Raw genomic sequence first — 21768 nt, 5'->3', positions numbered from 1 at the left:
CGTTCGGCCTTACTCCGCCAGCGCCGCGATCACCGCATCGCCCATGGCCGTGGTGCCGATCACCGTCTCGCCCGGGGCGGCGATATCCGCGGTGCGGGCGCCGCGCGCGAGGGCGGTGGCGACGGCGGCTTCCAGAAGCTCGGCCTCGGCCGGGCGATCGGCGCTCCAGCGCAGCAGCAGCGCGACGGAAAGGATGGCGCCCAAGGGGTTGGCAATCCCCTGCCCCGCGATGTCGGGCGCCGAGCCATGGATCGGCTCATACAAGGCACGCCGCCGGCCCGCGGCATCCGGCGCCGAGAGCGAAGCCGAGGGCAGCATGCCGAGCGAGCCGATGATGGCGCCCGCCGCGTCGCTCAGCAGATCGCCGAACAGATTATCCGTCACCAGCACATCGAATCGGCCGGGCGCGCGGGCCAACTGGATGGCGCAATTGTCGGCCAGCATGTTCTGGAACTCCACATCCGGGAATTCCTCGCGGTGGATCTTCCCCACCACCTCGCGCCACAGCGCACCCGCCTCCATCACATTGGCCTTGTCCACGCTGGTCACGTGGTTGCGGCGCGTGCGGGCGAGCTGGAAGGCGAAGCGCGCGGCGCGCGCGATCTCGGCCTCGGTGTAGCTATGCGTGTTGATGCCGCGCCGCGTGCCGTCCGGCAGCGTCTCCACGCCGCGCGGCGTGCCGAAATACATCCCCGCCGTGAGTTCGCGCACGAAGCAGAGATCCACGCCCTGGGTGATGCGCGGCTTGTAGGGGCTGGCCTCGGCGAGGGCCGCCGGCATCCGCACGGGGCGGAGATTGGCGAAGAGGTCCAGCGCCTTGCGCATGCGCAGCAGCGAGCCCTTCCTGCGCTCCTCCGGCGGGACCACGCCCTGCTGGTCGATGGAGCCGGTCGCGCCGAACAGGATGGCATCCGCGCCTTCGATCTGCGCCCAGGTCTCGTCGGGCATCAGCGTGCCGTGCTTGTGCCAGTTCACGATGCCGAAATCGCGCTCGATCAGCGTGAGGTCGAGGCCGCGATGCTCGGCGAACCAGCGCAGCACGCGGACGGCCTCGGCCGTGACCTCGGGGCCGACGCCATCGCCGGGGAGGACGAGAACCTTCACGCGACCGACTCCCAGGCCCAGCCGCGTGCGGCCCTGTCCTTGGCCTTCCAGGCCTCGATGGCCTCGGCGTGCTTCAGCGTGAGCGCGATGTCGTCCAGCCCGTGCAGCATGGCCTCGCGCTTGCGCTGGTCCACCGTGAAGGGAATGGCCTCGCCTGAGGGGGTGATGACGACCTGGCGCTCGAGATCCACGGTGGTGCGGGCGTTGCCGGGGCTCGCCTGGGTTTCCTCCGCGATGCGGCGGATGACCTCGATGGGCAGCTTCACCGGCAAGAGGCCGTTCTGGAAGCAATTCGAGAAAAAAATGTCGCCGAAGCTGGGGGCGATGACGCAGCGCACGCCCATGCCCATCAGCGCCCAGACCGCGCCCTCGCGCGAGGAGCCGCAGCCGAAATTCTCGGCCGCCAGCAGGATGGGGCTTTCGCGATACGGCGCCTGGTTCGGGATGAAGTCGGGGTTCTCGCTGCCATCAGGGAGGTAGCGACGACGCTCGAAGGCATGTTCGCCCAGGCCCTTGCGGCCGGTGCCGACGAGGCGCTGGATCGGGATGATCACATCCGTATCCACATTGGCTTCCATCAGCGGGATGGCGCAGCCGGTGACGGACTGAAAATTTTCCATCTCAGAAGCTCCTCACATCCACGATGGCGCCGGCGAGTGCGGCGGCGGCGGCCATGGCGGGGGAGGCCAGGTGCGTGCGCGCCCCCGTGCCTTGGCGGCCCACGAAATTGCGGTTGGAGGTGGAGACGCAGCGCGCCCCCTCCGGCACCGACTCCCCATTCGCCGCGACGCACAGCGCGCAGCCGGGTTCGCGCCATTCGAAGCCGGCCTCGCGGAAGCGGATATGCAGCCCTTCCGCCTCCGCCTCGGCCTTCACCGTCTCGCTGCCGGGCACGACCCAGGCGGTGACGTGCTCGGCCTTCTTGCGGCCCTTGATCACCTCGGCCGCGGCGCGCAGGTCCGAGAGGCGGGAATTGGTGCAGGAGCCGATGAAGACCCAGTCCACCTTGGTGCCTTCCAGCTTCTGGCCGGGCTGCAGGCCCATGTAATCGAGGGCTGCTTCCCAGGCGGCGCGCTTGCCGTCGTTCGGCGCCTCGCGCGGGTCGGGCACATGGCTGGTGACGGCAGCGACCTGCTCGGGGCTGGTGCCCCAGGTGATCTGGGGCGCGATGTCGCGCATGTGGATCACCTCGTCGCGCGTGAATGTGGCGCCAGGGTCGGACGGCAATTCGCGCCAGTCGCGCAAAGCGGCCTCCCAGGCCGCCCCTTTCGGCGCGTATTCGCGGCCGGCGAGATACTCGAAGGTGACGTCGTCCGGCGCGACCATGCCGACCTTCGCCCCCATCTCGATGGAGAGGTTGCACAGCGTGAGCCGCTCTTCCATCGAAAGCGCGCGCACGGCGCTGCCGGCATATTCCATCGCCATGCCGGTGCCGGCCGCGGCGCTGAAGCGGCCGATGGCGGCGAGGATCATGTCCTTCGCGGTGACACCCGCCGGGCGCTCGCCTTCGAAGCGGATGCGGAAAGTCCCTGGGCGGCGCTGTGGCAGGGTTTGCGTGGCCAGCGCATGGCCGAGTTCGCTGGCACCGATCCCGAAGGCCATCGCGCCCACGCCGCCATTGGTGCAGGTGTGGCTGTCGCCGCAGGCGAGCGTGAGGCCGGGCAGGACGATGCCGAGTTCGGGCGCGATGACATGGACGATGCCGTTGCCGGGCTTGTTGAGGTCGAACATGCGCACGCCCTCGGCGGCGCAGCGTTCGCGGAGCGAATTGATCAGGCGCTCGCCCTTCGGGTAGCTCGCCGCCGTGCGGCCGGGGGCGGAGGAGACGGCGTGGTCGGGCGTGGCGAAGACCTTCCTGGGTTCGGCCACGCGCCGCCCGGCTTCGGCGAGTTCCGCCATGGCGCGGCCGCCACTGAGGTCATGCACCAGGATGCGGTCGAGATAGAGCAGCGACCAGCCTTCGCCGAGATCGGCGATGACATGCCGGTCCCAGATCTTGTCGAACATCGTTTTGGGCATCGTCCCCTCCCGAGGGATCAGCGCGTCTCTTGAAGTGCGGCGGTGACGATGGCGTCATCCACGCAATGTGCATAGCCGGGGGCGCGCTGGATGGCGCCGGCGCTGAGCATGCTGGCCTCCAGCCGGTTCCACGGCTCGGGCGGGAAATGCGGGTCGCGCGTCCAGATGCCAAGCCCCCGGTAGCGCGCGATGCAGAGGGCGAGCAGCGTCTGGTCCATACCGTCGAAGAAGCCCGCGATGGTGGCGGCGATCTCCTCCGGCGTGGCCGCCCAGAACCAGGCCTGGGTGGCGGCCAGGCCGCGGATCATGGCGCGGAATTCGGGGGCGTATTCGGCGATGTTGGCCGCCGTCGAATAGTAGGTGGTGTAGCTGGTGGGGCCGCGCGAGGCCGCCGCGTGCCAGACATGCCCGGTGCCGTCACGCTCCATCTGGCTGGCGAAGGGCTCGAAGAGTTGCGCCACGTCGAGGCGGCCTTCCATGACGGCAGCGGCGTTGGCGGCCATGGGCTGATCGGTGACGCGGGCGATGCTGTCCGGGTCCAGGCCGGCGCGGCGGATGTCGTCCTGCAGCGTCCACCAGGGGGTGGGCACCTCGCTGACGGTGCCGAGCGTCATGTCGCGGAGGTCGGTCAACCTGAAATCGGGGCGCGGCGCGCGGCCGATCAGGAAGAAGGGATCGCCCAGGATGGCGGCGCCGAAATTGCGCAGCGGCGAGGCCGCGTCGGCATTATGCGCCAGCAGGATCCGCATGGGGCCGCCCCAGGCCAGATGGGCGTCGCCATTCAGGACGCTGTCCTTCGCAAGCGAGGGCTGCGTGCCGGCGCGCACCGTGACACTGACGCCCGCCTTCGCATAGGCATCGCGCGCGAGCGCGGCGTAATAGGGGGCATAGAAGACGGCCCGGAAGGGCTCTTGCAGGGTGATCGGGCGCATCGGACTATCCTGCGACACAGCTCATGCACCGCCAAGAGAGGCCACGCCATGCTGAACCGCCGCCACCTTCTCGCCTGTGCCATCCTCGCGCCTGTCGCGGCACAGGCGCAGTTCACGCGGCCCTTGCGGCTCATCATCCCGGTGGGTGTCGCGGGCGTGACCGATGTGGTGGGGCGCATCCTGGCGGAGGGGATGCAGGGGCAGCTCGGCCAGCCCATCGTGCCGGAGAATGTGGTGGGGGCGGGCAGCACCGTAGGCGCGGCCGCCTTCCATCGCGCCGCCAATGATGGGCAGACGATCTTCATCGGGACCAACAATCACCCGGTGATGCGCGCGGTCTATCCGAATTTCCCGCTCGATCCCGTCACCGATTTCGTGCCCGTGGCCGGCATCGGCAAGCAGCCCTTCATCCTCGCCGTGCACCCCGATGTGCCGGCGAATGACCTGCCCAGCCTGCTCACCTGGCTGCGCGCGCAGGGCGAGCGGGCCAATTACGGCTCGGCCAATCCCGGTGCCACCAACCATCTGGCGGGCGAGTTCTTCAAGCAGCTCTCGGCCACGAGCTTCACCATCGTGCCCTACCGCACCGCCGCGGCCGCCGTGCAGGACCTGTTGGCGGGGCGGATGAACTTCTCCATCGACAGCCCGACGCTGATGATGCCGCTGATCCGCGAGGGGCGCCTCAAGCCCATCGCGGTCACGAGTGCCGAGGCCTCGGCGCTGGCGCCCGGCCTGCCGCCCATCGCGACCGCCCTGCCCGGCTATGATTTGACGGCCTGGCAGGTGCTCTTTACGCGCCCCGGCGGGCCGGAGGAGGCGCGGCGGGCGGTGCAGGCGGCAGCGCTGGCGGCCGTGGCGGACCCGGGCGTGAAGGCGCGGCTGCTCGCCGCCAATGTCGAGACCTGGCCCGATCCCTCGCCCGAGGCAGCGGCGCGGCATGTGGCGGCCGAGGTGGCGCGCTGGGCGCCGATCGTGGCGCGCATCACACCGGGTTGACCATCCTGCCCCCCGCCCCGATCTTCGCGGCAGGAGGGCGGAACGCCATGTTTTCACTGCGGGGGCGCAAGGCCTTCATCACCGGGGCCTCGGGCCTGCTCGGCGCGCATTTCGCGCGGCTGCTTCACGCGGCGGGTGCCCGTGTGGTGCTGGCCGCGCGGCGCATCGAATCCTGCGAGACACTGGCGCGCGAGCTGGGACCCGAGGCGCGGGCCATTCGCCTCGACGTCCAGGATGAGGCGAGCATCGCCGCCGCCTTCGAAGCCGAACCCGATTGCGACATCCTGGTGAACAATGCGGGCATCGCCGCGACAAAGCCCTTCCTGGATCACGCGGCGGCCGATTTCGACCAGGTGCTGGGCATCAACCTGCGCGGCGCCTTCCTCGTCGGCCAGGCGGCGGCGCGGCGGATGGTGGCGAACAAGACGGGCGGCTCCATCATCAACATCGCTTCCGTGCTGGGCGAGCGCGTGATCCCGGGCGTCGTCGGCTATACCGCCGCCAAGGCCGGACTGATCCAGATGACACGGCAGATGGCCGTCGAGCTCGCGCGTCACAACATCCGTGTGAATGCGATCGCGCCGGGCTACATCGCCTCCGACATCAATGCCGAATTCTTCGCCTCCGACGCCGGGCAGGCGATGATCAAGCGCATCCCGCAGCGGCGGCTGGGCAAGCCGGAGGACCTCGATGGCGCGCTGCTGCTGCTGGCCTCCTCCGCCGGCGCGCATATGACCGGCAGCGTCATCACCGTGGATGGCGGCCACAGCATCAATCCCCTCTGAAAGAACGCCAGAATGGACTTCACCCTCGACGCCAAGAGCGAAGCCAAGCGCCAAGGCGTGCGCGCCTTCGTGCAGGACCGGCTGATCCCGCTGGAGCGCGACCCCACGAGCTATGACCACCACGAGAACATCAACCCGGACCTGCTGAAGACGTTGCGCGCCGAGGTGAAGGCGGCCGGGCTCTGGTGCCTGCAGATGCCGGAAAGCGTGGGCGGCCAGGGCCTGCCCTTCACCGGCATGGCCGCCTGCTACGAGGAGATGAACCGCTCCATCTTCGGGCCGGTCTGCTTCAACTCCGCGGCACCCGATGACGGCAACATGATGGTGCTGAACAAGGTCGGCACCGCCGCGCAGAAGGAATGGTGGATGATGCCCGTCGTGCGCGGCGAAGTGCAGTCGAGCTTCGCCATGACCGAGCCCGATGGCGCGGGCAGCGATCCGGGCATGACCAAGACCACTGCCGAGCGCGCCGGCAATGACCGCTGGAAGATCTACGGCCGCAAGTGGTTCATCACCGGCGCGGGCGAGGCCAAGCACTTCATCGTCATGGCGCGGACCAGCGATGATCCGCGCAAGGGCCTCACCGCCTTCCTGTTCCATGCCGACCAGCCGGGCTGGAAGATCGAGCGCCGCATCCCGATCATGGGGCCCGAGGAGCATGGCGGGCATTGCGAGATCACCTTCGACGGGCTTGAGGTCGCGGATGAGAACATCCTGATGGGGGTGGGCGACGGGCTGAAGATGACGCAGATCCGCCTCGGCCCCGCGCGCCTCACCCATTGCATGCGCTGGACCGGCATGGGCCGCCGCGCGCTCGAGATCGCCATGGCGCGCATCGAGGAGCGCCACGCCTTCGGCCAGAAGCTCGCCGAGAAGGAGAGCGTGCAGATGATGGTGGGCGAGGCGGCGATGCAGCTCGACATCGCGCGCCTGCTGACGATGCGCGCGGCCTGGAAGCTCGACCAGGGGGATTTTGCGCGCAAGGAGATCAGCACGGCCAAGATCGTCGCCGCCGATGCGCTGCAGCGCGCGGCGGACACCGCCATCCAGCTCCTGGGCGCCAAGGGCTATTCCAAGGACACGCCGGTGGAGTGGATGTACCGCTATGCCCGCCAGGCGCGGCTGGTGGATGGGGCGTCGGAGGTGCATCGCATGGTGATCGCGAATTTCCTGCGGCGCGAGGGCAGCGAGTATTTCGGCTGGCGCACGCATGGATGAGGCGCGGCGCAGCGCGCTGGAAGCCTGGCTCGGGCGCCGCATCACGGCGGCCAGCCTGCTGTCCGGCGGCGCCATCCAGCAGAACTGGGCGCTGACGCTCGACGGCGGCGAGGAATGGGTGCTGCGGACGGATAATCCCGCGACGCTGGCCGTCTCGCTGCCGCGCGCCGCCGAATATGCGCTGTTGCGCGCCGCGCATGCCGAAGGGGTGACGGTGCCGGAGCCGCTGCGGCTTTGCGAGGATCGCGGCGTGATCGGCACGCCCTTCTTCGTGATGCGCCGCGTGCGCGGCACGGCGACGGGCTTTCGCCTCGCCAAGGCCGCGGCGGCACAGGGCGGGGATGACGTGCTGGTGCGGGAGCTGGGGGCGGAGCTGGCGCGCATCCATCGCATCACGCCGCCGCGCGAGGACCTCGCTTTCCTGGGCGAACCGCCGGCGGATGCGGGCGCGGCCTTCATCGCGGCGATGCGCCTGCGGCTGGACGAAGGCGGCACGCCGCGCCCGGCCGTCGAATGGGGGCTTGCCGCGCTGGAGCGGCATCTGCCGCCACCCCAGCTGCCCGTGCTGAACCACAACGACTTCCGCACCGGGAATCTGATGGTGGACGGGCACGCCGTCACCGCCGTGCTGGATTGGGAATTCGCCGCCTGGGGTGACCCGCATGCCGATCTCGGCTGGTTCTGCGCGCCCTGCTGGCGCTTCGGCAATCGCCAGTTGGAGGCAGGCGGGCTTGGCTCCCGCGCCGCTTTCCTGGAGGGCTATGGCGCGGGCGCCGATCCTTCGCGCCTGCCCTTCTGGGAACTGGCGGCGACCATCCGCTGGGCGGTAATCGCCGCCGACCAGGGGGCGCGGCATCTCTCGGGCGTGGAGCGAAGCCTGGAACTGGCGCTGACCGCGCAGATCATTCCGGAGCTTGAGATGGACATCCTGGCCCAGGTGGAGGCGCTCGATGCTGGAACAGCCTGACGCGGCGGATCTGCTGGCCACCGCACGCGCGGCGCTGCTGGAAAAGCTGCTGCCCGCCCTGCCGCCCGAGTTGCATTACGAGGCGCGGATGATCGCGAACGCCATGGCCATCGCCGGGCGCGCCGGCACCGTGGACCCCAGGCCCTTGGAGACGCGCCTCGCCAGCTTCGCCGATGACCTCGCGCATTTCGCGGCGCGCATCCGGGCCGGCGCCTATCAGCCGGGCACGCCGGCCTATGCGGGGGCGGCGGCGCTGCTGCGGGAAATGGTGCGCATGCGGGCCGCCGTGACAAACCCGCGCGCCCTGGGCTAGCGCCATTCCGAGCAGATTCACGCCATGGCTGTTCCAGCCAAGGGCGATCTGCTCTAAGCCCTGCCGCATCATGGACAACAACACGGCCACCAAGCCCCGCAGCAAGCTGAAGGGCGACGCCTGGCGCGCCTATGATGCGCTGCCGCCCGAGGTGCGCGCGGCGCTGCGCGAATCCCTGGTGGATTGGTGCCCGCTGCGCGCGCAGGAGTGGCATGTCCATCTGCTGAAGCGCGAGAAGCTGAAGCCGGCCAAGGCCGCGCGCGCCTTGGTCCGCACCACCCGCCGCATGGACCATGCCGAGGTCGCGGCCTTTGCCCGCGCCTGGCCCAAGGGGGCCCGCGCCTATCCGCATGTGGCGGCCGAGGCCAGCATCCAGCGCTATGCCGGCCCGCGCGGCCTGCCCACGGGCTGACCCTTCACGGAACTCCCCTGCCCGCCTAGCCTTCCCTCCAAACACGGGAGAGAACGCATGGGTCCGCTGCACGGGCTGAAGATCCTGGAAATCGCCGGCATCGGGCCCGGCCCCTTCTGCGCGATGCTGCTGGCCGATCTGGGCGCCACGGTGATCCGCATCGAGCGCGCGGAAGGCCCGGCCGGCTCGCGCCAGGATGTCTCGCTGCGCAACCGCCGCTCGCTGGCGCTGGACCTCAAGAAGCCCGAGGCGATCGAGGCCGTGCTGCGCATGGCCGAGACCTCGGACGCGCTGATCGAAGGCTTCCGGCCAGGCGTGATGGAGCGCCTGGGCCTCGGCCCCGAGGCGCTGCGCGCGCGCAACCCGCGCCTGGTCTATGGACGCATGACCGGCTGGGGCCAGGAAGGCCCGCTGGCCAAGGCGGCGGGGCATGACATCAACTACATTGCGCTCACCGGCGCGCTGCACGCCATGGGCCGCGCGGGCGAGCCGCCCGCGCCGCCTTTGAACCTGGTGGGCGATTATGGCGGCGGCGGCATGCTGCTGGCCTTCGGCCTGCTCGCCGCGCTGCTGGAGCGCGAGAAGAGCGGCCAGGGCCAGGTGGTGGATGCGGCCATGGTGGATGGCGCGGCCCTGCTCATGGCGCCCATCTTCGGCATGAAGGCGCGCGGCCGGTGGGGGAGCGAGCGCGCGGCCAATCTGCTGGATGGCGCGGCCTCCTTCTACGACAGCTATGCCTGCGCCTGTGGCGGCTTCGTGGCGGTGGGTCCCATCGAGCCGCAATTCTTCGACGAGATGGTGGCCCGCATGGGCCTCGACCCGAAGCTTTTTGAAGGCCGGATGGAGCCGGCCAAATGGCCGGCGCACAAGGCGCTGCTGGCCGCCGCCTTCCGGACGAAGACGCGCGACGAATGGGCCGCGATCTTCGGCGAGAGCGATGCCTGCGTGGCGCCCATCCTCTCCATGGCCGAGGCACCACACCATCCGCATAACGCGGCGCGGCAGAGCTTCGTGGAACGGGACGGCGCGCTGCAGCCCGCCCCTGCCCCGCGCTTCTCGCGCACGCCAGGCGGCTTCACCGCGCCGCCACCGCTGCGCGGCGAGCACAGCCGGGAAGTGCTCGCGGAATTCGGCTTCAGCGAGGCGGAGATCGCCGCGCTCGCACCCGCCCCGGCAACCCGCTAGCCTCACGCCCAAAGCCAGGAGGAACCCAGATGGACACCAACGCCGCCCGCCCGTCCCGCCCGCGCACGGTCTTCACGCCGGAGCACGAGATGTTCCGCGAGCAGTTCCGCCGCTTCGTGGAGCGCGAGATCGCGCCCCATCACCGCGACTGGGAGCGTGCCGGCATCGTGCCCCGCGAGGTCTGGCAGAAGGCCGGCGCGCAGGGCTTCCTCTGCACCATGCTGGACCCCGAATATGGCGGCGCGGGCGGGGATTTCGGCCATGCGGCCATCATCATCGAGGAGCTGGCGCGGGTGAACGCCTCGGGCGTCGCCTTCCAGCTCCATTCGGACATCGTGGTGCCCTATATCGGATCTTACGCGAGCGAGGCGCGCAAGCGCGAATGGCTGCCCAGGATGGCCGCCGGCGAGATCATCGGCGCCATCGCCATGACAGAGCCCGGCATGGGCAGCGACCTCAAGGCGGTGCGCACGCGCGCGGTGCGCGATGGCGACCACTGGGTCATCAATGGCGCCAAGACCTTCATCTCCTCCGGGCAGAATGCGGGCCTCGTCATCGTCGTCTGCAAGACCGACCCGGAGGCGGGGCGGCGCGGCGTCTCGCTGATCGCCGTCGAGGAAGGCACGCCCGGCTTCACCAAGGGCCGCAAGCTCGAGAAGATCGGCATGCACGCGCAGGACACCTCGGAGCTGTTCTTCGAGGATGTGCGCGTGCCGGTCGGCAACCTGATCGGCGAGGAGAATGGCGGCTTCCGGCACCTGATGCACCAATTGCCGCAGGAGCGGCTGGTGATCGCGGTGCGCGCCGCGACCAGCATGGAGACCATGCTGGAGAAGACCATCGCCTATACGAAGGAGCGCCAGGTCTTCGGACATTCGGTCTTCGACTTCCAGGTGCATCGCTTCAAGCTGGCCCAGGCCAAGGCCGAGATCGCCATGTTCCGCGTCTATGTGGATGACTGCATCGCCCGCCACATGAAGGGCGAGCTTTCGGGCGAGGAAGCCGCGGCGGCCAAGCTGCTGGGCACCGAGATGCAGAACCGCCTGCTGGATGATTTCCTGCAGATGCATGGTGGCTATGGCTACATGGCCGAATACGAGATCGGCCGCGCCTGGGCGGATGCGCGGGTGGGCCGGATCTATGGCGGATCGAGCGAGGTGATGCGGGAGATCATCGCCCGCACGCTGTGATGCGCGATCGCGCTTGAACACCCCATGCCTGTGCCGATATCTCGGCGCAGCGGACGAATCCAAGGAGAGCCCTGATGGCCAAGCTGAACGTCAATGGACGCGTGGTGGAGGTCAACGCCTCCCCCGACACGCCCCTGCTCTGGGCCATCCGGGATCATGTGGGCCTGACCGGCACGAAATATGGCTGCGGCGTCGCGCAATGCGGCGCCTGCACGGTGCATCTGGACGGCGTGCCCACGCGCTCCTGCGGCATCACGCTGGGCTCTGTCACCGAGACGCAGAAGATCGTGACGATCGAGGGCCTCTCGCCCGATGGCAACCACCCGATCCAGGTGGCCTGGCGCGCGCTGGACGTGCCGCAATGCGGCTTCTGCCAGTCCGGCATGATCATGGCGGCGGCCGCGCTCCTGGCCGAGAAGCCACGCCCGACGGATGAGGACATTGATGCGGCGATGACCAATATCTGCCGCTGCGGCACCTATAACCGCGTGCGCGAGGGCATTCATCGCGCGGCGCGCGGGCTCTCGGGCTGAGGGGGGACGCGACCATGAACCATATCCGCACCTCGCGCCGTTCCCTCATGCAGGCGGCGGGCGCGCTCGTCGTCGGCTTCCACATCGCCCCGCGCGGCGCGCTGGCGCAAGCCGCGCCCGCGAACGCCACGCCCGAGATCAATGCCTGGGTGGTGATCCATCCGGATGACCGGGTGGTGCTGCGCATGGCCCGCACCGAGATGGGCCAGGGCACGCGCACCGGCCTCTGCCAGATGATCGCGGAGGAGCTGCATTGCGACTGGTCGAAGATCTCGACCGAATATGTAACGCCCGGCCAGAGCCTGGCGCGCAACCGCGCCTGGGGGAATTTCCTCACCGCCGGCAGCCAGGGCATCCGGCAGAGCCAGGATTACGTCCGCCGCGGCGGTGCGGCCGCGCGCATCATGCTGGTGCAGGCCGCCGCCGCGCGCTGGGGCGTGGATGCTGCCACCTGCACGGCCAAGGACAGCGTGATCACCCACACGCCCACCGGCCGCACGCTGCGCTATGGCGAGGTGGCGGGCGAGGCCGCGCGCCTTTCGCCCCCCGCCCAGGTGCCGCTGAAGGAGCCCCGGGAGTGGACGCTGATCGGGCAATCCGTCCCGCGCCTCGACACCGCCGACAAGACCACGGGCAAGCTGATCTACGGCTCGGACCTCAAGATGCCGGGGATGCTGGTGGCGGTGCCCCGGCGCTGCCCGGTCTTCGGCGGCAAGGTCCGCTCCTTCGACGCGGCGCGCGTGGCGGGCATGCCCGGCGTGAAGCATGTCGTGCAGATCGGGGATTACGGCGTGGCCGTCATCGCCGACACCTTCTGGCAGGCGAAGACCGCGCTGGACGCGCTGCCGGTGCAATGGGATGGCGGCGAGAATGCGCGCATCCAGCAGGCCGACATCAATGCCCGCCTGACCGAGGGGCTGAACGCCACCGAGGCCTTTGTCGGCAACAGCCATGGCGATGCGCGGGCCGCCATCGCAGCCGCGCCCCGCAAGATCGAGGCGGTCTATTCCTACCCTTTCCAGAACCACGCGCCGATGGAGCCGATGAACGCGACGGTGGTCTGGACGCCCACCCGCTGCGACGTCTGGTGCCCGACGCAGAATGGCGAGGCCGCGCTGGTCGCCACCGCGCAGGCCGCCGGCCTGCCGCAGACGCAGTGCGACGTGCATCGCGTGGATTTGGGCGGCGGCTTCGGCCGGCGCACCACGCATGACTGGCTGATCGACGCCGTGCTCATCGCGAAGCAGGTGCCCGGCGTGCCGATCAAGACGATGTGGACGCGCGAGGAGGACATGGTGCAGGGGCGCTACCACCCCATCACCAAGGCCAAGATGACCGCGGGCCTGGATGCGAATGGCGAGATCACCGGGCTGCATATGCGCATCTCGGGCCAGTCCATCCTCTCCTTCGTCTTCCCCAATGCGCTGCAGAACGGGCGCGACCCGGTGCAGTTCCAGGGGCTGAATGCGGGCGGGACGGAAGGGGCCATCGGCTATACCTTCCCGAACCTGCTGATCGACCATGCGATGCGGAACACGCATGTGCCGCCGCATTTCTGGCGCGGCGTGAACCACAACCAGAACGCCATCTACCTCGAATGCTTCCTGGATGAGGTGGCGCATGCGACCAACCAGGACCCGCTGGCGCTGCGCCGCAAGCTGATGGCGAACCACCCGAAGCACCTGGCCGTATTGAACGCAGTGGCCGAGCGCATCGGCTGGGGCAGCGCGCCGCCGGCGGGCGTGTTCCGCGGCATCGCGCAGCAGATGGGCTTCGGCAGCTATGTGGCCGCGGCCGCCGAGATCTCGGTGAATGCGCAGGGGCAGCTCAAGATCCATCGCATCGTGGCGGCGACGGATTGCGGCGTGGCCGTGAACCCGAAGCAGATCGAAATGCAGGTGGAGGGCAGCTTCGTCTATGGGCTGTCCGCCCTGCTCCATGGCGAGTGCACCGTGAAGGACGGCGCCATCGAGCAGACGAATTTCGACAGCTACCCCGTGCTGCGCATGGAGGAGATGCCGAAGGTCGAGACCATCGTCATGCCCTCCGGCGGGTTCTGGGGCGGCGTGGGCGAGCCCACCATCATGGTGGCGGCACCCGCCGTGCTGAACGCGATCTTCGCCGCGACCGGCAAGCGCATCCGCGACCTGCCGATCAAGGACCAGGATCTGCGCCGCGCCTGATGCGCGCGGCGCTTGTGTTGCTGTGGCTCGCCACCCCGGCTTTCGCCGAGGTGGCGCCCTTCATCGTGACGGGCGATGCCCTCGAGGCCCCGCTGGTGGCCGCGCCGGCCAGCGCCGCGCGCGGCGAGGCGATCGTGAAGAACCGGGAGACGGCGAATTGCCTGATCTGCCACGCCATCCCCGACCCGCGCGAGCGCTTCATGGGCGATGTGGGGCCACCGCTCGCCGGCGTGGGCTCGCGGCTCACGCCGGGGCAGATCCGGCTGCGCCTCGTGGATCCGACGCGGCTGAACGCCGAGGCCATCATGCCGGCCTATCATCGGACCGAGGGGCTCAACCGCGTGGACCCACGCTATCTGGGCCGACCCGTCCTCACGGCGATGGAAATCGAGGATGTGGTGGCGTATCTGGCGCGCCTGAAGGAGTGACCTGATGCGACGCCGAAGCCTTCTCGCCCTGCCCTTGGCCACAGGCCCCGCCTTGGCACAGACCACCGAGACCTATGAAGCGGCCGAGCAGTCCATCCTGGCCGGGAGGATGCCGGCGCCGACCGGGATCACCATCGAGATGCCCACGCTCTCGGAGAACGGCAATTCGGTGGATATCGCGATCCGCGTCGAGAGCCCGAGCACGCGGGCGGATCATGTGACGGCGATCCATGTCCTGGCCGAGAAGAACCCCATCCCGCGCGTGGCGAGCTTCACGCTGGGCCCGCGCTCAGGCCGGGCCGAGGTCGCGACGCGCATTCGCCTCGCCACCACCCAGACCATCCTGGTGCTGGCCGAGACAAGCCGCGGCCAAGTGCATCGCGCGGCGCGGGAGGTGATCGTCATCCTCGGCGCCTGCGTGGATGGGGGCTGAGATGTCCGACATCATCGCCCGCATCACGCTGCCCGAGGCCGCCCGGCGGGGCGAGGTGGTGACGGTGCGCGTCATCGTCCGCCACCCGATGGAGCGCGGCTTCGACGGGCCGGGGCTGACGCCCGTGCCGCGGCAGATCCTGCACACGCTCAGCGTGACCTATGCGGGCGAGGAGGTGTTCCGCATGGCGCTCTCGCCCGGCATCACCGCCAACCCCTATGTCGAGTTCACCACCCTCGCGGTCGAGACGGGCGAGATGGTCTTCGAATGGCAGGAGGATGGCGGCGCGGTCTATCGGCGGACGGCGCAACTGGTCGTCACATGAGGCGCTGGCTGCTGCTCGCGCTGTGGCCGCTCGCGGTTTCGGCGCAGGAGGTGCGGCCCTCGCGCGAGTTTCTGTCACCGGCGCTGCGGGCCCAGCAGGAGGACCCGTCCCGCCACCCCGGCTGGCTCTGGGTGGATGAGGGCGAGGCGATCTGGCGTCGGGGCGAGCGTTCCTGCCAATCCTGCCATGGCGACATCAGCGCGATGCGCGGCGTCGCCACGCGCTATCCGGCGGTGGCGAGCGACGGCGCGTTGCTGAACCTGGAGGGGAGGATCGAGCGCTGCCGGGTGGAGAACCAGGGCGCGGCCCCCTTCGGCTACGAGAGCGAGGCGCTGCTCTCGCTGACGGCGGCGGTGGCGCGGCAATCGCGCGGGATGGCGATGTCGGTGCCGGTGGATGGCGCGGCGGCGGCCTTCCTGGAGGAGGGGCACGCCTTCTATGAGACGCGCCAGGGGCAGCTCAACCTGTCCTGCGGGCAATGCCATGACGCGAATGCGGGACGGCGACTGCGCGGCGATGTGATCTCCCACGGGCTTGGCACCGGCTATCCGGCCTATCGGCTGGAGTGGAACGGCATGGGCTCGCTGCACCGGCGGTTGCGCGCCTGTTCGCTGGGCGTGCGGGCCACGCAGTTTCCGCTGGGCTCGCGCGAGTATCTGACGCTCGAGCTGTATCTCGCGCATCGCGCGCGGGGGATGCCGGTGGAGGCGCCGGGGCTCCGGCGGTAGGAACGGTCATCGCTCGAAGGGGAAGGGCGTGCGGCGCCAATGGCGTTGCAGGCCGTGGGCCGCGATGGTCGCCTCCTCCATGGCATGGAGATGGGCCGCGATGACCGGCGCGTCGTTGCTGCGCAGGATGGATTGAAGCTCCGCGTCTTCCTGTTCGATGCGGTCCGCCGATCGAGCGTCGGACGGGCGCACCGCTTTGGAAATGTCGGATAACAACCCGGACGCTTTCGCGAATTCGCCCCGCATGCAGGCCACCCAGGCGTCTATCCGGTCGGGGAAGCCTGTGCGCAGGGGTGGCGCCCGGAAGGGCTGCAACCACGCCACCACATCCTCGAAGCTGCGGACGGCATCGAAGAACGCCGGAACCTTGGCATTGAAGTTGCGGACCAGCTGCGCTTCGTATTCGGGGGCGAACATGTCCTCGAAGGTGCGCGGCGGCAACTGCCGCCAGTTTGGCAGCAGCCGACCGGGGGGCTCCGCCCCAATGATGCGCTCGACTTCGAAGGGAAGGGAATAGCCAAGGACCCAGCTTGGCTCGAAGCGCGAGAGCGGAATGACCGAGAGTGCCATTCTGGAGCTGCAAGGTGCCGAGAGAGGTTCGATATAGAGCCCGATGATCGCCGTCTCGATGGGTGGCCGGATGAGCCATCGCTTGTGGAGCACCAGATCCGGATGCTGCGCCAGGACAGGGGCAAAGATGGCGCGGAGCTGCTTCACCGTGGCCATGGGTCAGGGCGCCTGGCGCTGTTCAGTGACCAGGACTCGCGGGTGAGCAATGCCAACTTCTATGCCGAATTGCAGGGCTTCCTGATAAATGCGCGCGGCTTGAGCCGTGTTCAGTCCCGCCTGTCCCGTCTTGATGTCGTAAGCGCAGACGGTGTCGGTGCCTTCCACGCGATGCAGGATATCCAGCCGGCTTGTGCCTATCTCGCCACGCGTGGCATCGCGACCATTCCGTAACGAGTTTTCCGCCCGCACGAGCCTTCCTCTGGGCCCGTAGGCTCGCTTGATCTCCTGCTCCACACCGCGATGCACATCCATGCCCCATTGCTGCGGCGAGCGCCCATCCCGAGGCGTCTCATCGGCGATCTGCCTCAGCATATCCTCGAACTCCGCCGTCTTCGGGCAGAATTCATTCACGCGTTCCTGGGTCAGCGTGCCCACCACCACACGCGCATTCGCCTCGGTGCCCTCGAAGCCGCGCTAAAAGAACAGGAAGGGCGTGTCCGGCGCCACGCCGCCCTGAACCCGGCCCCGCAGACCCTCCCGCAGGTGGTTGTAGAGCCCTGTCGCCGCCCCCAGCAGCGCGGTGAAGCCAAAGTCCGCCACAGCCGGCGCCGCGATGGGTGTGAACTCGCCGCCCTCCGCGCGCAATTGCTGCACCGCCAGGCCGCCATCGGGCATGGCCAGGGTGCAGATCTGGCTGCCATCCCCGAGCGTTTCGCATCGGCCGATCAGCCCGCCCGCGGCGTCGCGCGCGGTGTAGCGGCGCTCCACACCGGGCGCCGGCGCATCCTGCGCGGTCAACCGCTCGCCATCGCCGCCCCCCCCCGCATGCCGGAAATGGCCGCTGACCTCCTGCGTCTCGCCATCGCGCCGGCGGGTATAGGGCTGCACCCAGACCAGGCCGTCCCCATCCGGACCACCAGGCGAATCCTGGAGCGGCCGCCAGGCGCGGCTCACCCAGGCACGGTATTCCTCACCCTCGGGGTGACCCAAGGGCTGGTACCGCGGGTCGCGCATCGCCTGGCGAAGATCGGCGCGGCTGAGGGGAAAGGGGGTCGGGCACGGGCATCCTCCGGGAAAAGGCCACCCGGGTTTCTAGGCGAAATCATAAGAACATTTCAAGAACAATCCGCCACCATCACCGCCCCTGTCGAGGATTCCGTGATGAAGGCGCGCCCCTCGCGCAGGGTGAGATTCGTGACCGTGGGGCCGCGGCAGGAGCGCAGCCGAGCCAGCGGCTCGCCCTGGTGGCTCAGCACGATCACGCAACCCAGCGAGGCGTGGGCCACCATCAGCCGCCCTTCCCCATCCATCGCCAGCCCATCCGGGCCGCTGGTGCCGTGGAAGCTGGCGAAGCGGCCGACCTTGGCCGTGCCGCCATCGGGCATGAGCGGCACGCGCCAGATGGAATTGTCGCGCGTCATGGCCACGAAGAGCACCTCCTCATCCAGGGAGAGGACGAGGCCATTGGGGCTTGGGCCATTGCTGATGAGCATGTCCAGCCCGCCACCCTCTCGCCAGCGATAGACGCGGCCCGTCGGGTCATGCAGGCCCGACTGGCCCTGGTCGGTGAAGTAGAGATCGCCATTGCGGGCGAAGACCAGGTCGTTCGGGCCCTTGAAGCGCTCGCTGTTGCGGCGGGGCAGTGCGGGCGTGATGCGGCCCGAGGCGAGGTCCAGCGCCAGGATGCCCTGCTTGTAGTCGGCGATGAACATCCGCTCGCCATCGGGGTGCAGCGCCAGGCCATTGGGCTCGCCGTCATATTCGGCGATGAGGGTCCAGTCCTCCGGCGTATCCAGCCGGAAGATGCGGCCATGCGGGATGTCGGTGACGTAGAGGCGGCCCTGGCGGTCGAAGCAGGGGCCTTCCAGGAAGCTCGCCACCGGCTCGCCGCGCTTGTTGGCGCGGGACCATTCGGTGACGACGGGGCGGCGCAGCGGTGCGGGAATCTCGGCGAAGAGCTGGGTCTGGATGTCCATGCGCCGATGCTAGCGCATCAGCCGAAGAACCCAACCTCCTCCGCCACCGCCGCCGAGCAGAAGCGCACCAGGCCGATCAGGTGGCGCATGGGCTGGAAGATCTCGGCGTGTTCGCGGGCATAGCTCGCCCCCTCCCCTGGCACCGAGGGTTCGTGGAAATCCAGGCCGGCGAGCGGATCGGAGGCGGCGGGAAACACCTGTTCGAGCAAGGCGAGCGCGGGCTCCACCTCCAGCGCCAGGATGCGGCTGATCACCGTCTCGCGCGTCGCACCGTGGCGGGGCGAAAATTCGGGAATGCTGACGGCCAGCAGCCAGAGGCGATGGATGAGTGCCAGGCGCAGCGCGTGCAGCAGCACGAGGCGATCCGGCATCACGGGCAGCTCTGGCCAGGCGGCGCGCAGCGCCAGGTGGTCCGACTGGAAGCGGCGGTAGAGGCGGCGCAGCGGGGCTTGCAGGTTCAGTTCGTCGAGCGGCGCCGAGACGGCCAGCAGCTTCTGCGCGCGGCCAGGACGTGACGTGGCGGCGGCGCGGTCCAGCCAGGTGCCAGGGTCGAGCGTGCCGATCACCGCGCGCACCACGCCGATATCGGAGCATTCGGCCGCGCGCGCCGCCATGGCCAGCGCGCGGGCGAAGCGCGGCGAGCGGGCGCGGAGATCGTTGAAGGCCTCAGGGTTCGCGGCGACGGCGGCCCCCAGCCCATGCATGGTGTTGGCGAGCCACCCCACCTGCTGGAGGATCGCGTTGTTCGGAATGGCGCGCAGCTGCGAGGGGTGGCTGATGCGCGCGGGCCCGCCCATGCCATCGGTCTGGCGCGCGGCGGGGCGGGAGCCGGTGCGCTCGAGCAGGCCCGGGCCGAAGCCGCCCAGCAGCGCGGCATAGCCGGGGTCTTCCACCAGCGCCTGCACCTCGCGGCGGAGGGTGGCGAAGAAATCCGCGCCGTAATCGGCCTCGGCATAGATCGGATCGGGCTTGCGCGGCGGCTCGGCGAAGGCGTGTTCGGCGATGCGGGCGATGGTGGCCTGCGCCAGCGCCTCGGTGCCGAAGAGGAGGTAGCCGTCGCCGCCCTGGAAACTCGATTCCTCGCGCACGGCGAAGCCGGCATCCGCGAGGGAGCGGCGCTGTTGCGGCGGAAACAGGTATTCCAGGCGGTCGCGCAGGCTCGCCGGATGCGCGCCGCGGCCGATGCTCTCGCCATGCGTGTCGAAGAGGACGAGCTCGACGTCGGAGAGGCCATGGCGGCGCAGGAGTTCGGCGAGGCGCAGCTTGAGGCGCTCGACCAGGTAGGAGGCGGCGAGCTGCCCGACATAGCGGCCGGAATCCGAATAGCCGAATTGCAGGCAGAGCCGGCCATGCAGGCGGAGATAGTCTCGGAAATGCGGGCTGCGCAAAGCCTCGTCCAGCACGCGCTCGCCATGTTCGAGCGCGCTCGCCGTCTCGAAGAGGGGCGAGATCTCGACATGCCGCTCCACGCCGAAATGGCGGGCGAGCCAGAGGGCGGCGAGCAGCGTGTAGCCCGTCTCGGTCTCGGCGATCAGGAAGCGCACGGGGGCGGAGCCGTCCACATGCTTCGCGATCTGCGCGATGTTCATCATGAGCTTGGCGGCGGAGGCCTGCTCGGCCAGCAGCGCCCCGAAATCCACCGGGCGGGGGGTGACGCTGGCGAGTGCGGCGTTGATCTGCGCGAGCAGGCCACGGCGCATCGCCATGTCCTCGGGCGCGGTGCTGAGCTCGAGCCGCTGGCGCAGCGCGTTGTGGAGCTGGAGCGAGTTGAGCCGCACATGGGTGTGTGCGAGCGAGAGGCCATGCGCGGCGAAGCCGGCGCGCGCCACGGCGAGGTCGAGGCGGGTTTCGTCGTCGGGCGCTTCGGCCAGGGCCGCCTCGAAGAGAGTCAGGATGGGGGCGAGGTCGGTCATCGCCGCCTCGCGCCGCGTCACCATCTCGGCGGCCAACGCCTGGACCGATGCGGGGTCGGGCTTCTCGGGCACGGCGGCAATCTGCGCGGCGACGGCCTCCAGCGCTTCCGCCAGGCGCGCGGTGATGGGGGCGGCGATCTCGCCCAGCGGTGCCAGTTGCGCGGCCAGGCGCTCCAGCTGCAGCCGCTTCATGGCGAGGCGCAGGCGCAGCGTGTCCCACCAGCCGATATCGGTGCGGCCATCCGTGTCATAACCGACCCAGCTGGCCAGCGTGACGGGGCTCGGCCGCAGGGTCGCCCAGCGATCGGGCCATACGGATTGCGCCGCCTGGAACAAGGCACGAGCGAAGGCGTCCAGCGCATCACGCCCGCGCGTGATGGCGGCATTGGCCTGCGCGAATTCGCTGGCGAGATCAATCGGCGCGGGGCGATGCGGCAGGCCACGCGGCGGCGCTTCCCCGGTGGTGGCGGCGATGGCCAGCGCCTCGCCCGTGCTGGCGGGCAGCGAGAAGGTGGGGTGCGCCGTGAAGACGGCGGAGAAGCGCGTGCGCTCCACCGCCTCGCGATAGGCGGCAAAGGGGACGGGGCTGTCCAGCGGGTCGGGGCGGACCAGGCGAGCCGCGATGCCCTCCAGCGCCGGCGCCACACCGGGCGTGTGGCCGAGATAGCCCGCGAGGCGCCGCGCCCTGCCCGCCGCCGCGTCATCGGCCAGGTCCTGCACCAGGGCTTCCAGCGCCTTCAGATCCAGCGCGCCATCATCCACGCGGCGGCTGATGGCGAGCGCCATGAGCAGGACCGGATCGCCAAAGGGGTCCTGGGCCGCGCCCTCGCGGGCGGCATGCAGCCGGGCCAGAAGGTCATCCAGGAGCGAGGGCGGGGGCGAGGCGTCGGGCATGGATCGGATGCTGCACCTGCGAAGAATGCCTTCGCCAGCAAAAAACGCAGGGGATCAGCCCCGAATCACGGCCCGGATGGCGAAACTTGACTGAATCCGCGCCACACCGGGCATGCGGCTGAGCTGTTCCTTGTGAATCCGCTCGTAATCCGCCGCGTCCCGCGCCTCAACGCGGAGCTGGTAGTCGGCGATGCCGGTCATCAGGTAGCAGGCGCGCACCTCCGGGCAGCGGCGGACGGCCGCCTCGAAGCGCGCGAGATGCTGGTCGGTCTGCCGGTCGAGCGTGATCTGGACGATGACGGTCACACCCGCGCTGTCCACCGGCTCGTCCAGCACCACGGTGTAGCCGCGGATGACGCCGCGGCTCTCCATCAGGCGCAGGCGGCGCAGACAGGCCGAGGGCGAGAGGCCGACGGCGGCGGCCAGCGCCGCATTGCTCATCCGCGCGTCGCGGCGGAGTTCGCGGAGCATGGCGAGGTCGATCTCATCGAGGGCGTGCATGCGT

Annotated in this window: 24 protein-coding genes; 14 read left to right on the top strand and 10 right to left on the bottom strand. The window is 69.6% G+C overall.

Annotated features, from left to right (window positions below):
- Positions 1–9: 9 nt before the first annotated feature.
- Genes leuB through KTR66_RS07400 form a run of 4 tightly spaced genes read right to left on the bottom strand, consistent with a single transcriptional unit; the run spans position 10 to position 4055 of the window.
- Positions 10–1104, bottom strand: a complete 1095-nt coding sequence (gene leuB, locus KTR66_RS07415; RefSeq protein WP_371819049.1) for a 3-isopropylmalate dehydrogenase — start codon at positions 1102–1104, stop codon at positions 10–12.
- Positions 1101–1724, bottom strand: a complete 624-nt coding sequence (gene leuD, locus KTR66_RS07410) for a 3-isopropylmalate dehydratase small subunit (RefSeq protein ID WP_213611937.1) — start codon at positions 1722–1724, stop codon at positions 1101–1103. The genes leuB and leuD overlap by 4 nt, the downstream gene beginning before the upstream one ends.
- A 1-nt stretch (position 1725) precedes the next feature.
- Positions 1726–3123, bottom strand: coding sequence for a 3-isopropylmalate dehydratase large subunit (gene leuC / locus KTR66_RS07405; RefSeq protein WP_213611936.1), 1398 nt, complete (start codon positions 3121–3123; stop codon positions 1726–1728).
- 17 nt (positions 3124–3140) lie between these two features.
- Positions 3141–4055: an ABC transporter substrate-binding protein gene (locus tag KTR66_RS07400; RefSeq protein WP_213611935.1), complete on the bottom strand. Its 915-nt coding sequence runs from the start codon at positions 4053–4055 to the stop codon at positions 3141–3143.
- 48 nt (positions 4056–4103) lie between these two features.
- Here KTR66_RS07400 and KTR66_RS07395 point away from each other — a divergent pair, with 48 nt between their 5' ends.
- The 14 genes from KTR66_RS07395 to soxA all read left to right on the top strand — a co-directional run bounded on the left by KTR66_RS07395 (position 4104) and on the right by soxA (position 15751).
- Entirely contained in the window at positions 4104–5051 is a 948-nt protein-coding gene (locus tag KTR66_RS07395) for a tripartite tricarboxylate transporter substrate binding protein (protein WP_213611934.1), read from the top strand.
- A gap of 47 nt (positions 5052–5098) precedes the next feature.
- On the top strand, positions 5099–5836 hold the full coding sequence (locus KTR66_RS07390) for an SDR family NAD(P)-dependent oxidoreductase (RefSeq protein WP_213611933.1): 738 nt from the start codon (positions 5099–5101) through the stop codon (positions 5834–5836).
- A 12-nt stretch (positions 5837–5848) separates the two neighbouring features.
- Complete coding sequence (locus KTR66_RS07385) at positions 5849–7054, top strand: acyl-CoA dehydrogenase family protein (protein WP_213611932.1); 1206 nt, start codon at positions 5849–5851, stop codon at positions 7052–7054.
- Positions 7047–8021 (top strand): phosphotransferase family protein, encoded by a 975-nt coding sequence (locus tag KTR66_RS07380; RefSeq protein ID WP_213611931.1) that lies wholly within the window; start codon positions 7047–7049, stop codon positions 8019–8021. Before KTR66_RS07385 ends, KTR66_RS07380 begins: the two co-directional genes overlap by 8 nt.
- The gene (locus tag KTR66_RS07375) at positions 8005–8334 is read left to right on the top strand and encodes a DUF6285 domain-containing protein (RefSeq protein WP_213611930.1); all 330 of its coding nucleotides are present in this window, start codon (positions 8005–8007) and stop codon (positions 8332–8334) included. Before KTR66_RS07380 ends, KTR66_RS07375 begins: the two co-directional genes overlap by 17 nt.
- A gap of 70 nt (positions 8335–8404) precedes the next feature.
- On the top strand, positions 8405–8746 hold the full coding sequence (locus KTR66_RS07370; protein WP_213611929.1) for a DUF6525 family protein: 342 nt from the start codon (positions 8405–8407) through the stop codon (positions 8744–8746).
- 57 nt (positions 8747–8803) lie between these two features.
- A complete protein-coding gene (locus KTR66_RS07365) occupies positions 8804–9931 on the top strand; it encodes a CaiB/BaiF CoA-transferase family protein (protein WP_213611928.1) in 1128 nt (375 codons plus the stop codon).
- A 29-nt stretch (positions 9932–9960) separates the two neighbouring features.
- Complete coding sequence (locus KTR66_RS07360; RefSeq protein WP_213611927.1) at positions 9961–11121, top strand: acyl-CoA dehydrogenase family protein; 1161 nt, start codon at positions 9961–9963, stop codon at positions 11119–11121.
- Positions 11122–11195: 74 nt separating this feature from the next.
- Positions 11196–11654 carry a (2Fe-2S)-binding protein gene (locus tag KTR66_RS07355; RefSeq protein WP_213611926.1) on the top strand — a complete coding sequence of 153 codons (459 nt, stop codon included), beginning with the start codon at positions 11196–11198 and terminating at the stop codon, positions 11652–11654.
- A 14-nt stretch (positions 11655–11668) separates the two neighbouring features.
- Positions 11669–13837, top strand: a complete 2169-nt coding sequence (locus KTR66_RS07350; RefSeq protein WP_213611925.1) for a molybdopterin cofactor-binding domain-containing protein — start codon at positions 11669–11671, stop codon at positions 13835–13837.
- A complete protein-coding gene (gene soxX, locus KTR66_RS07345; RefSeq protein ID WP_213611924.1) occupies positions 13837–14265 on the top strand; it encodes a sulfur oxidation c-type cytochrome SoxX in 429 nt (142 codons plus the stop codon). The genes KTR66_RS07350 and soxX overlap by 1 nt, the downstream gene beginning before the upstream one ends.
- Before the next feature lie 4 nt (positions 14266–14269).
- Positions 14270–14698, top strand: coding sequence for a thiosulfate oxidation carrier protein SoxY (locus KTR66_RS07340; protein WP_213611923.1), 429 nt, complete (start codon positions 14270–14272; stop codon positions 14696–14698).
- 1 nt (position 14699) lies between these two features.
- On the top strand, positions 14700–15023 hold the full coding sequence (locus KTR66_RS07335) for a thiosulfate oxidation carrier complex protein SoxZ (protein WP_213611922.1): 324 nt from the start codon (positions 14700–14702) through the stop codon (positions 15021–15023).
- Positions 15020–15751, top strand: a complete 732-nt coding sequence (gene soxA, locus KTR66_RS07330) for a sulfur oxidation c-type cytochrome SoxA (RefSeq protein WP_213611921.1) — start codon at positions 15020–15022, stop codon at positions 15749–15751. Before KTR66_RS07335 ends, soxA begins: the two co-directional genes overlap by 4 nt.
- 6 nt (positions 15752–15757) lie before the next feature.
- Here the strand turns inward: soxA and KTR66_RS07325 are convergent, their stop codons facing one another.
- From KTR66_RS07325 to KTR66_RS07300, 6 genes are all read right to left on the bottom strand, one after another.
- The gene (locus KTR66_RS07325; RefSeq protein ID WP_213611920.1) at positions 15758–16477 is read right to left on the bottom strand and encodes an anion permease; all 720 of its coding nucleotides are present in this window, start codon (positions 16475–16477) and stop codon (positions 15758–15760) included.
- Between the two features lie 3 nt (positions 16478–16480).
- Positions 16481–16915 carry a hypothetical protein gene (locus KTR66_RS07320; protein ID WP_213611919.1) on the bottom strand — a complete coding sequence of 145 codons (435 nt, stop codon included), beginning with the start codon at positions 16913–16915 and terminating at the stop codon, positions 16481–16483.
- Positions 16916–16954: 39 nt separating this feature from the next.
- Positions 16955–17494, bottom strand: a complete 540-nt coding sequence (locus KTR66_RS07315; protein WP_213611918.1) for a hypothetical protein — start codon at positions 17492–17494, stop codon at positions 16955–16957.
- Between the two features lie 101 nt (positions 17495–17595).
- A complete protein-coding gene (locus KTR66_RS07310) occupies positions 17596–18456 on the bottom strand; it encodes an SMP-30/gluconolactonase/LRE family protein (RefSeq protein WP_213611917.1) in 861 nt (286 codons plus the stop codon).
- 17 nt (positions 18457–18473) lie between these two features.
- On the bottom strand, positions 18474–21263 hold the full coding sequence (locus tag KTR66_RS07305) for a phosphoenolpyruvate carboxylase (protein ID WP_213611916.1): 2790 nt from the start codon (positions 21261–21263) through the stop codon (positions 18474–18476).
- Between the two features lie 54 nt (positions 21264–21317).
- On the bottom strand, positions 21318–21764 hold the full coding sequence (locus KTR66_RS07300) for an Lrp/AsnC family transcriptional regulator (RefSeq protein ID WP_213611915.1): 447 nt from the start codon (positions 21762–21764) through the stop codon (positions 21318–21320).
- Positions 21765–21768 lie beyond the last annotated feature (4 nt).

It is taken from the genome of Roseococcus sp. SDR (assembly GCF_019083995.1).
Taxonomy (GTDB): Bacteria; Pseudomonadota; Alphaproteobacteria; order Acetobacterales; family Acetobacteraceae; genus Roseococcus.
The sequence above is the reverse complement of the archived record's forward strand: the minus strand, read 5'-3'. Positions and strand labels throughout refer to the sequence as shown.

Excerpts from the sequence above, each read along its gene's own strand:
- leuD (WP_213611937.1), bottom strand. The coding sequence starts at position 1,724 with ATGGAAAATTTTCAGTCCGTCACCGGCTGCGCCATCCCGCTGATGGAA.
- leuC (WP_213611936.1), bottom strand. The coding sequence starts at position 3,123 with ATGCCCAAAACGATGTTCGACAAGATCTGGGACCGGCATGTCATCGCC.
- KTR66_RS07400 (WP_213611935.1), bottom strand. The coding sequence starts at position 4,055 with ATGCGCCCGATCACCCTGCAAGAGCCCTTCCGGGCCGTCTTCTATGCC.
- KTR66_RS07395 (WP_213611934.1), top strand. The coding sequence starts at position 4,104 with ATGCTGAACCGCCGCCACCTTCTCGCCTGTGCCATCCTCGCGCCTGTC.
- KTR66_RS07390 (WP_213611933.1), top strand. The coding sequence starts at position 5,099 with ATGTTTTCACTGCGGGGGCGCAAGGCCTTCATCACCGGGGCCTCGGGC.
- KTR66_RS07385 (WP_213611932.1), top strand. The coding sequence starts at position 5,849 with ATGGACTTCACCCTCGACGCCAAGAGCGAAGCCAAGCGCCAAGGCGTG.
- KTR66_RS07380 (WP_213611931.1), top strand. The coding sequence starts at position 7,047 with ATGGATGAGGCGCGGCGCAGCGCGCTGGAAGCCTGGCTCGGGCGCCGC.
- KTR66_RS07375 (WP_213611930.1), top strand. The coding sequence starts at position 8,005 with ATGCTGGAACAGCCTGACGCGGCGGATCTGCTGGCCACCGCACGCGCG.
- KTR66_RS07370 (WP_213611929.1), top strand. The coding sequence starts at position 8,405 with ATGGACAACAACACGGCCACCAAGCCCCGCAGCAAGCTGAAGGGCGAC.
- KTR66_RS07365 (WP_213611928.1), top strand. The coding sequence starts at position 8,804 with ATGGGTCCGCTGCACGGGCTGAAGATCCTGGAAATCGCCGGCATCGGG.
- KTR66_RS07360 (WP_213611927.1), top strand. The coding sequence starts at position 9,961 with ATGGACACCAACGCCGCCCGCCCGTCCCGCCCGCGCACGGTCTTCACG.
- KTR66_RS07355 (WP_213611926.1), top strand. The coding sequence starts at position 11,196 with ATGGCCAAGCTGAACGTCAATGGACGCGTGGTGGAGGTCAACGCCTCC.
- KTR66_RS07350 (WP_213611925.1), top strand. The coding sequence starts at position 11,669 with ATGAACCATATCCGCACCTCGCGCCGTTCCCTCATGCAGGCGGCGGGC.
- soxX (WP_213611924.1), top strand. The coding sequence starts at position 13,837 with ATGCGCGCGGCGCTTGTGTTGCTGTGGCTCGCCACCCCGGCTTTCGCC.
- KTR66_RS07340 (WP_213611923.1), top strand. The coding sequence starts at position 14,270 with ATGCGACGCCGAAGCCTTCTCGCCCTGCCCTTGGCCACAGGCCCCGCC.
- KTR66_RS07335 (WP_213611922.1), top strand. The coding sequence starts at position 14,700 with ATGTCCGACATCATCGCCCGCATCACGCTGCCCGAGGCCGCCCGGCGG.
- soxA (WP_213611921.1), top strand. The coding sequence starts at position 15,020 with ATGAGGCGCTGGCTGCTGCTCGCGCTGTGGCCGCTCGCGGTTTCGGCG.
- KTR66_RS07325 (WP_213611920.1), bottom strand. The coding sequence starts at position 16,477 with ATGGCCACGGTGAAGCAGCTCCGCGCCATCTTTGCCCCTGTCCTGGCG.
- KTR66_RS07315 (WP_213611918.1), bottom strand. The coding sequence starts at position 17,494 with ATGCGCGACCCGCGGTACCAGCCCTTGGGTCACCCCGAGGGTGAGGAA.
- KTR66_RS07310 (WP_213611917.1), bottom strand. The coding sequence starts at position 18,456 with ATGGACATCCAGACCCAGCTCTTCGCCGAGATTCCCGCACCGCTGCGC.
- KTR66_RS07305 (WP_213611916.1), bottom strand. The coding sequence starts at position 21,263 with ATGCCCGACGCCTCGCCCCCGCCCTCGCTCCTGGATGACCTTCTGGCC.
- KTR66_RS07300 (WP_213611915.1), bottom strand. The coding sequence starts at position 21,764 with ATGCACGCCCTCGATGAGATCGACCTCGCCATGCTCCGCGAACTCCGC.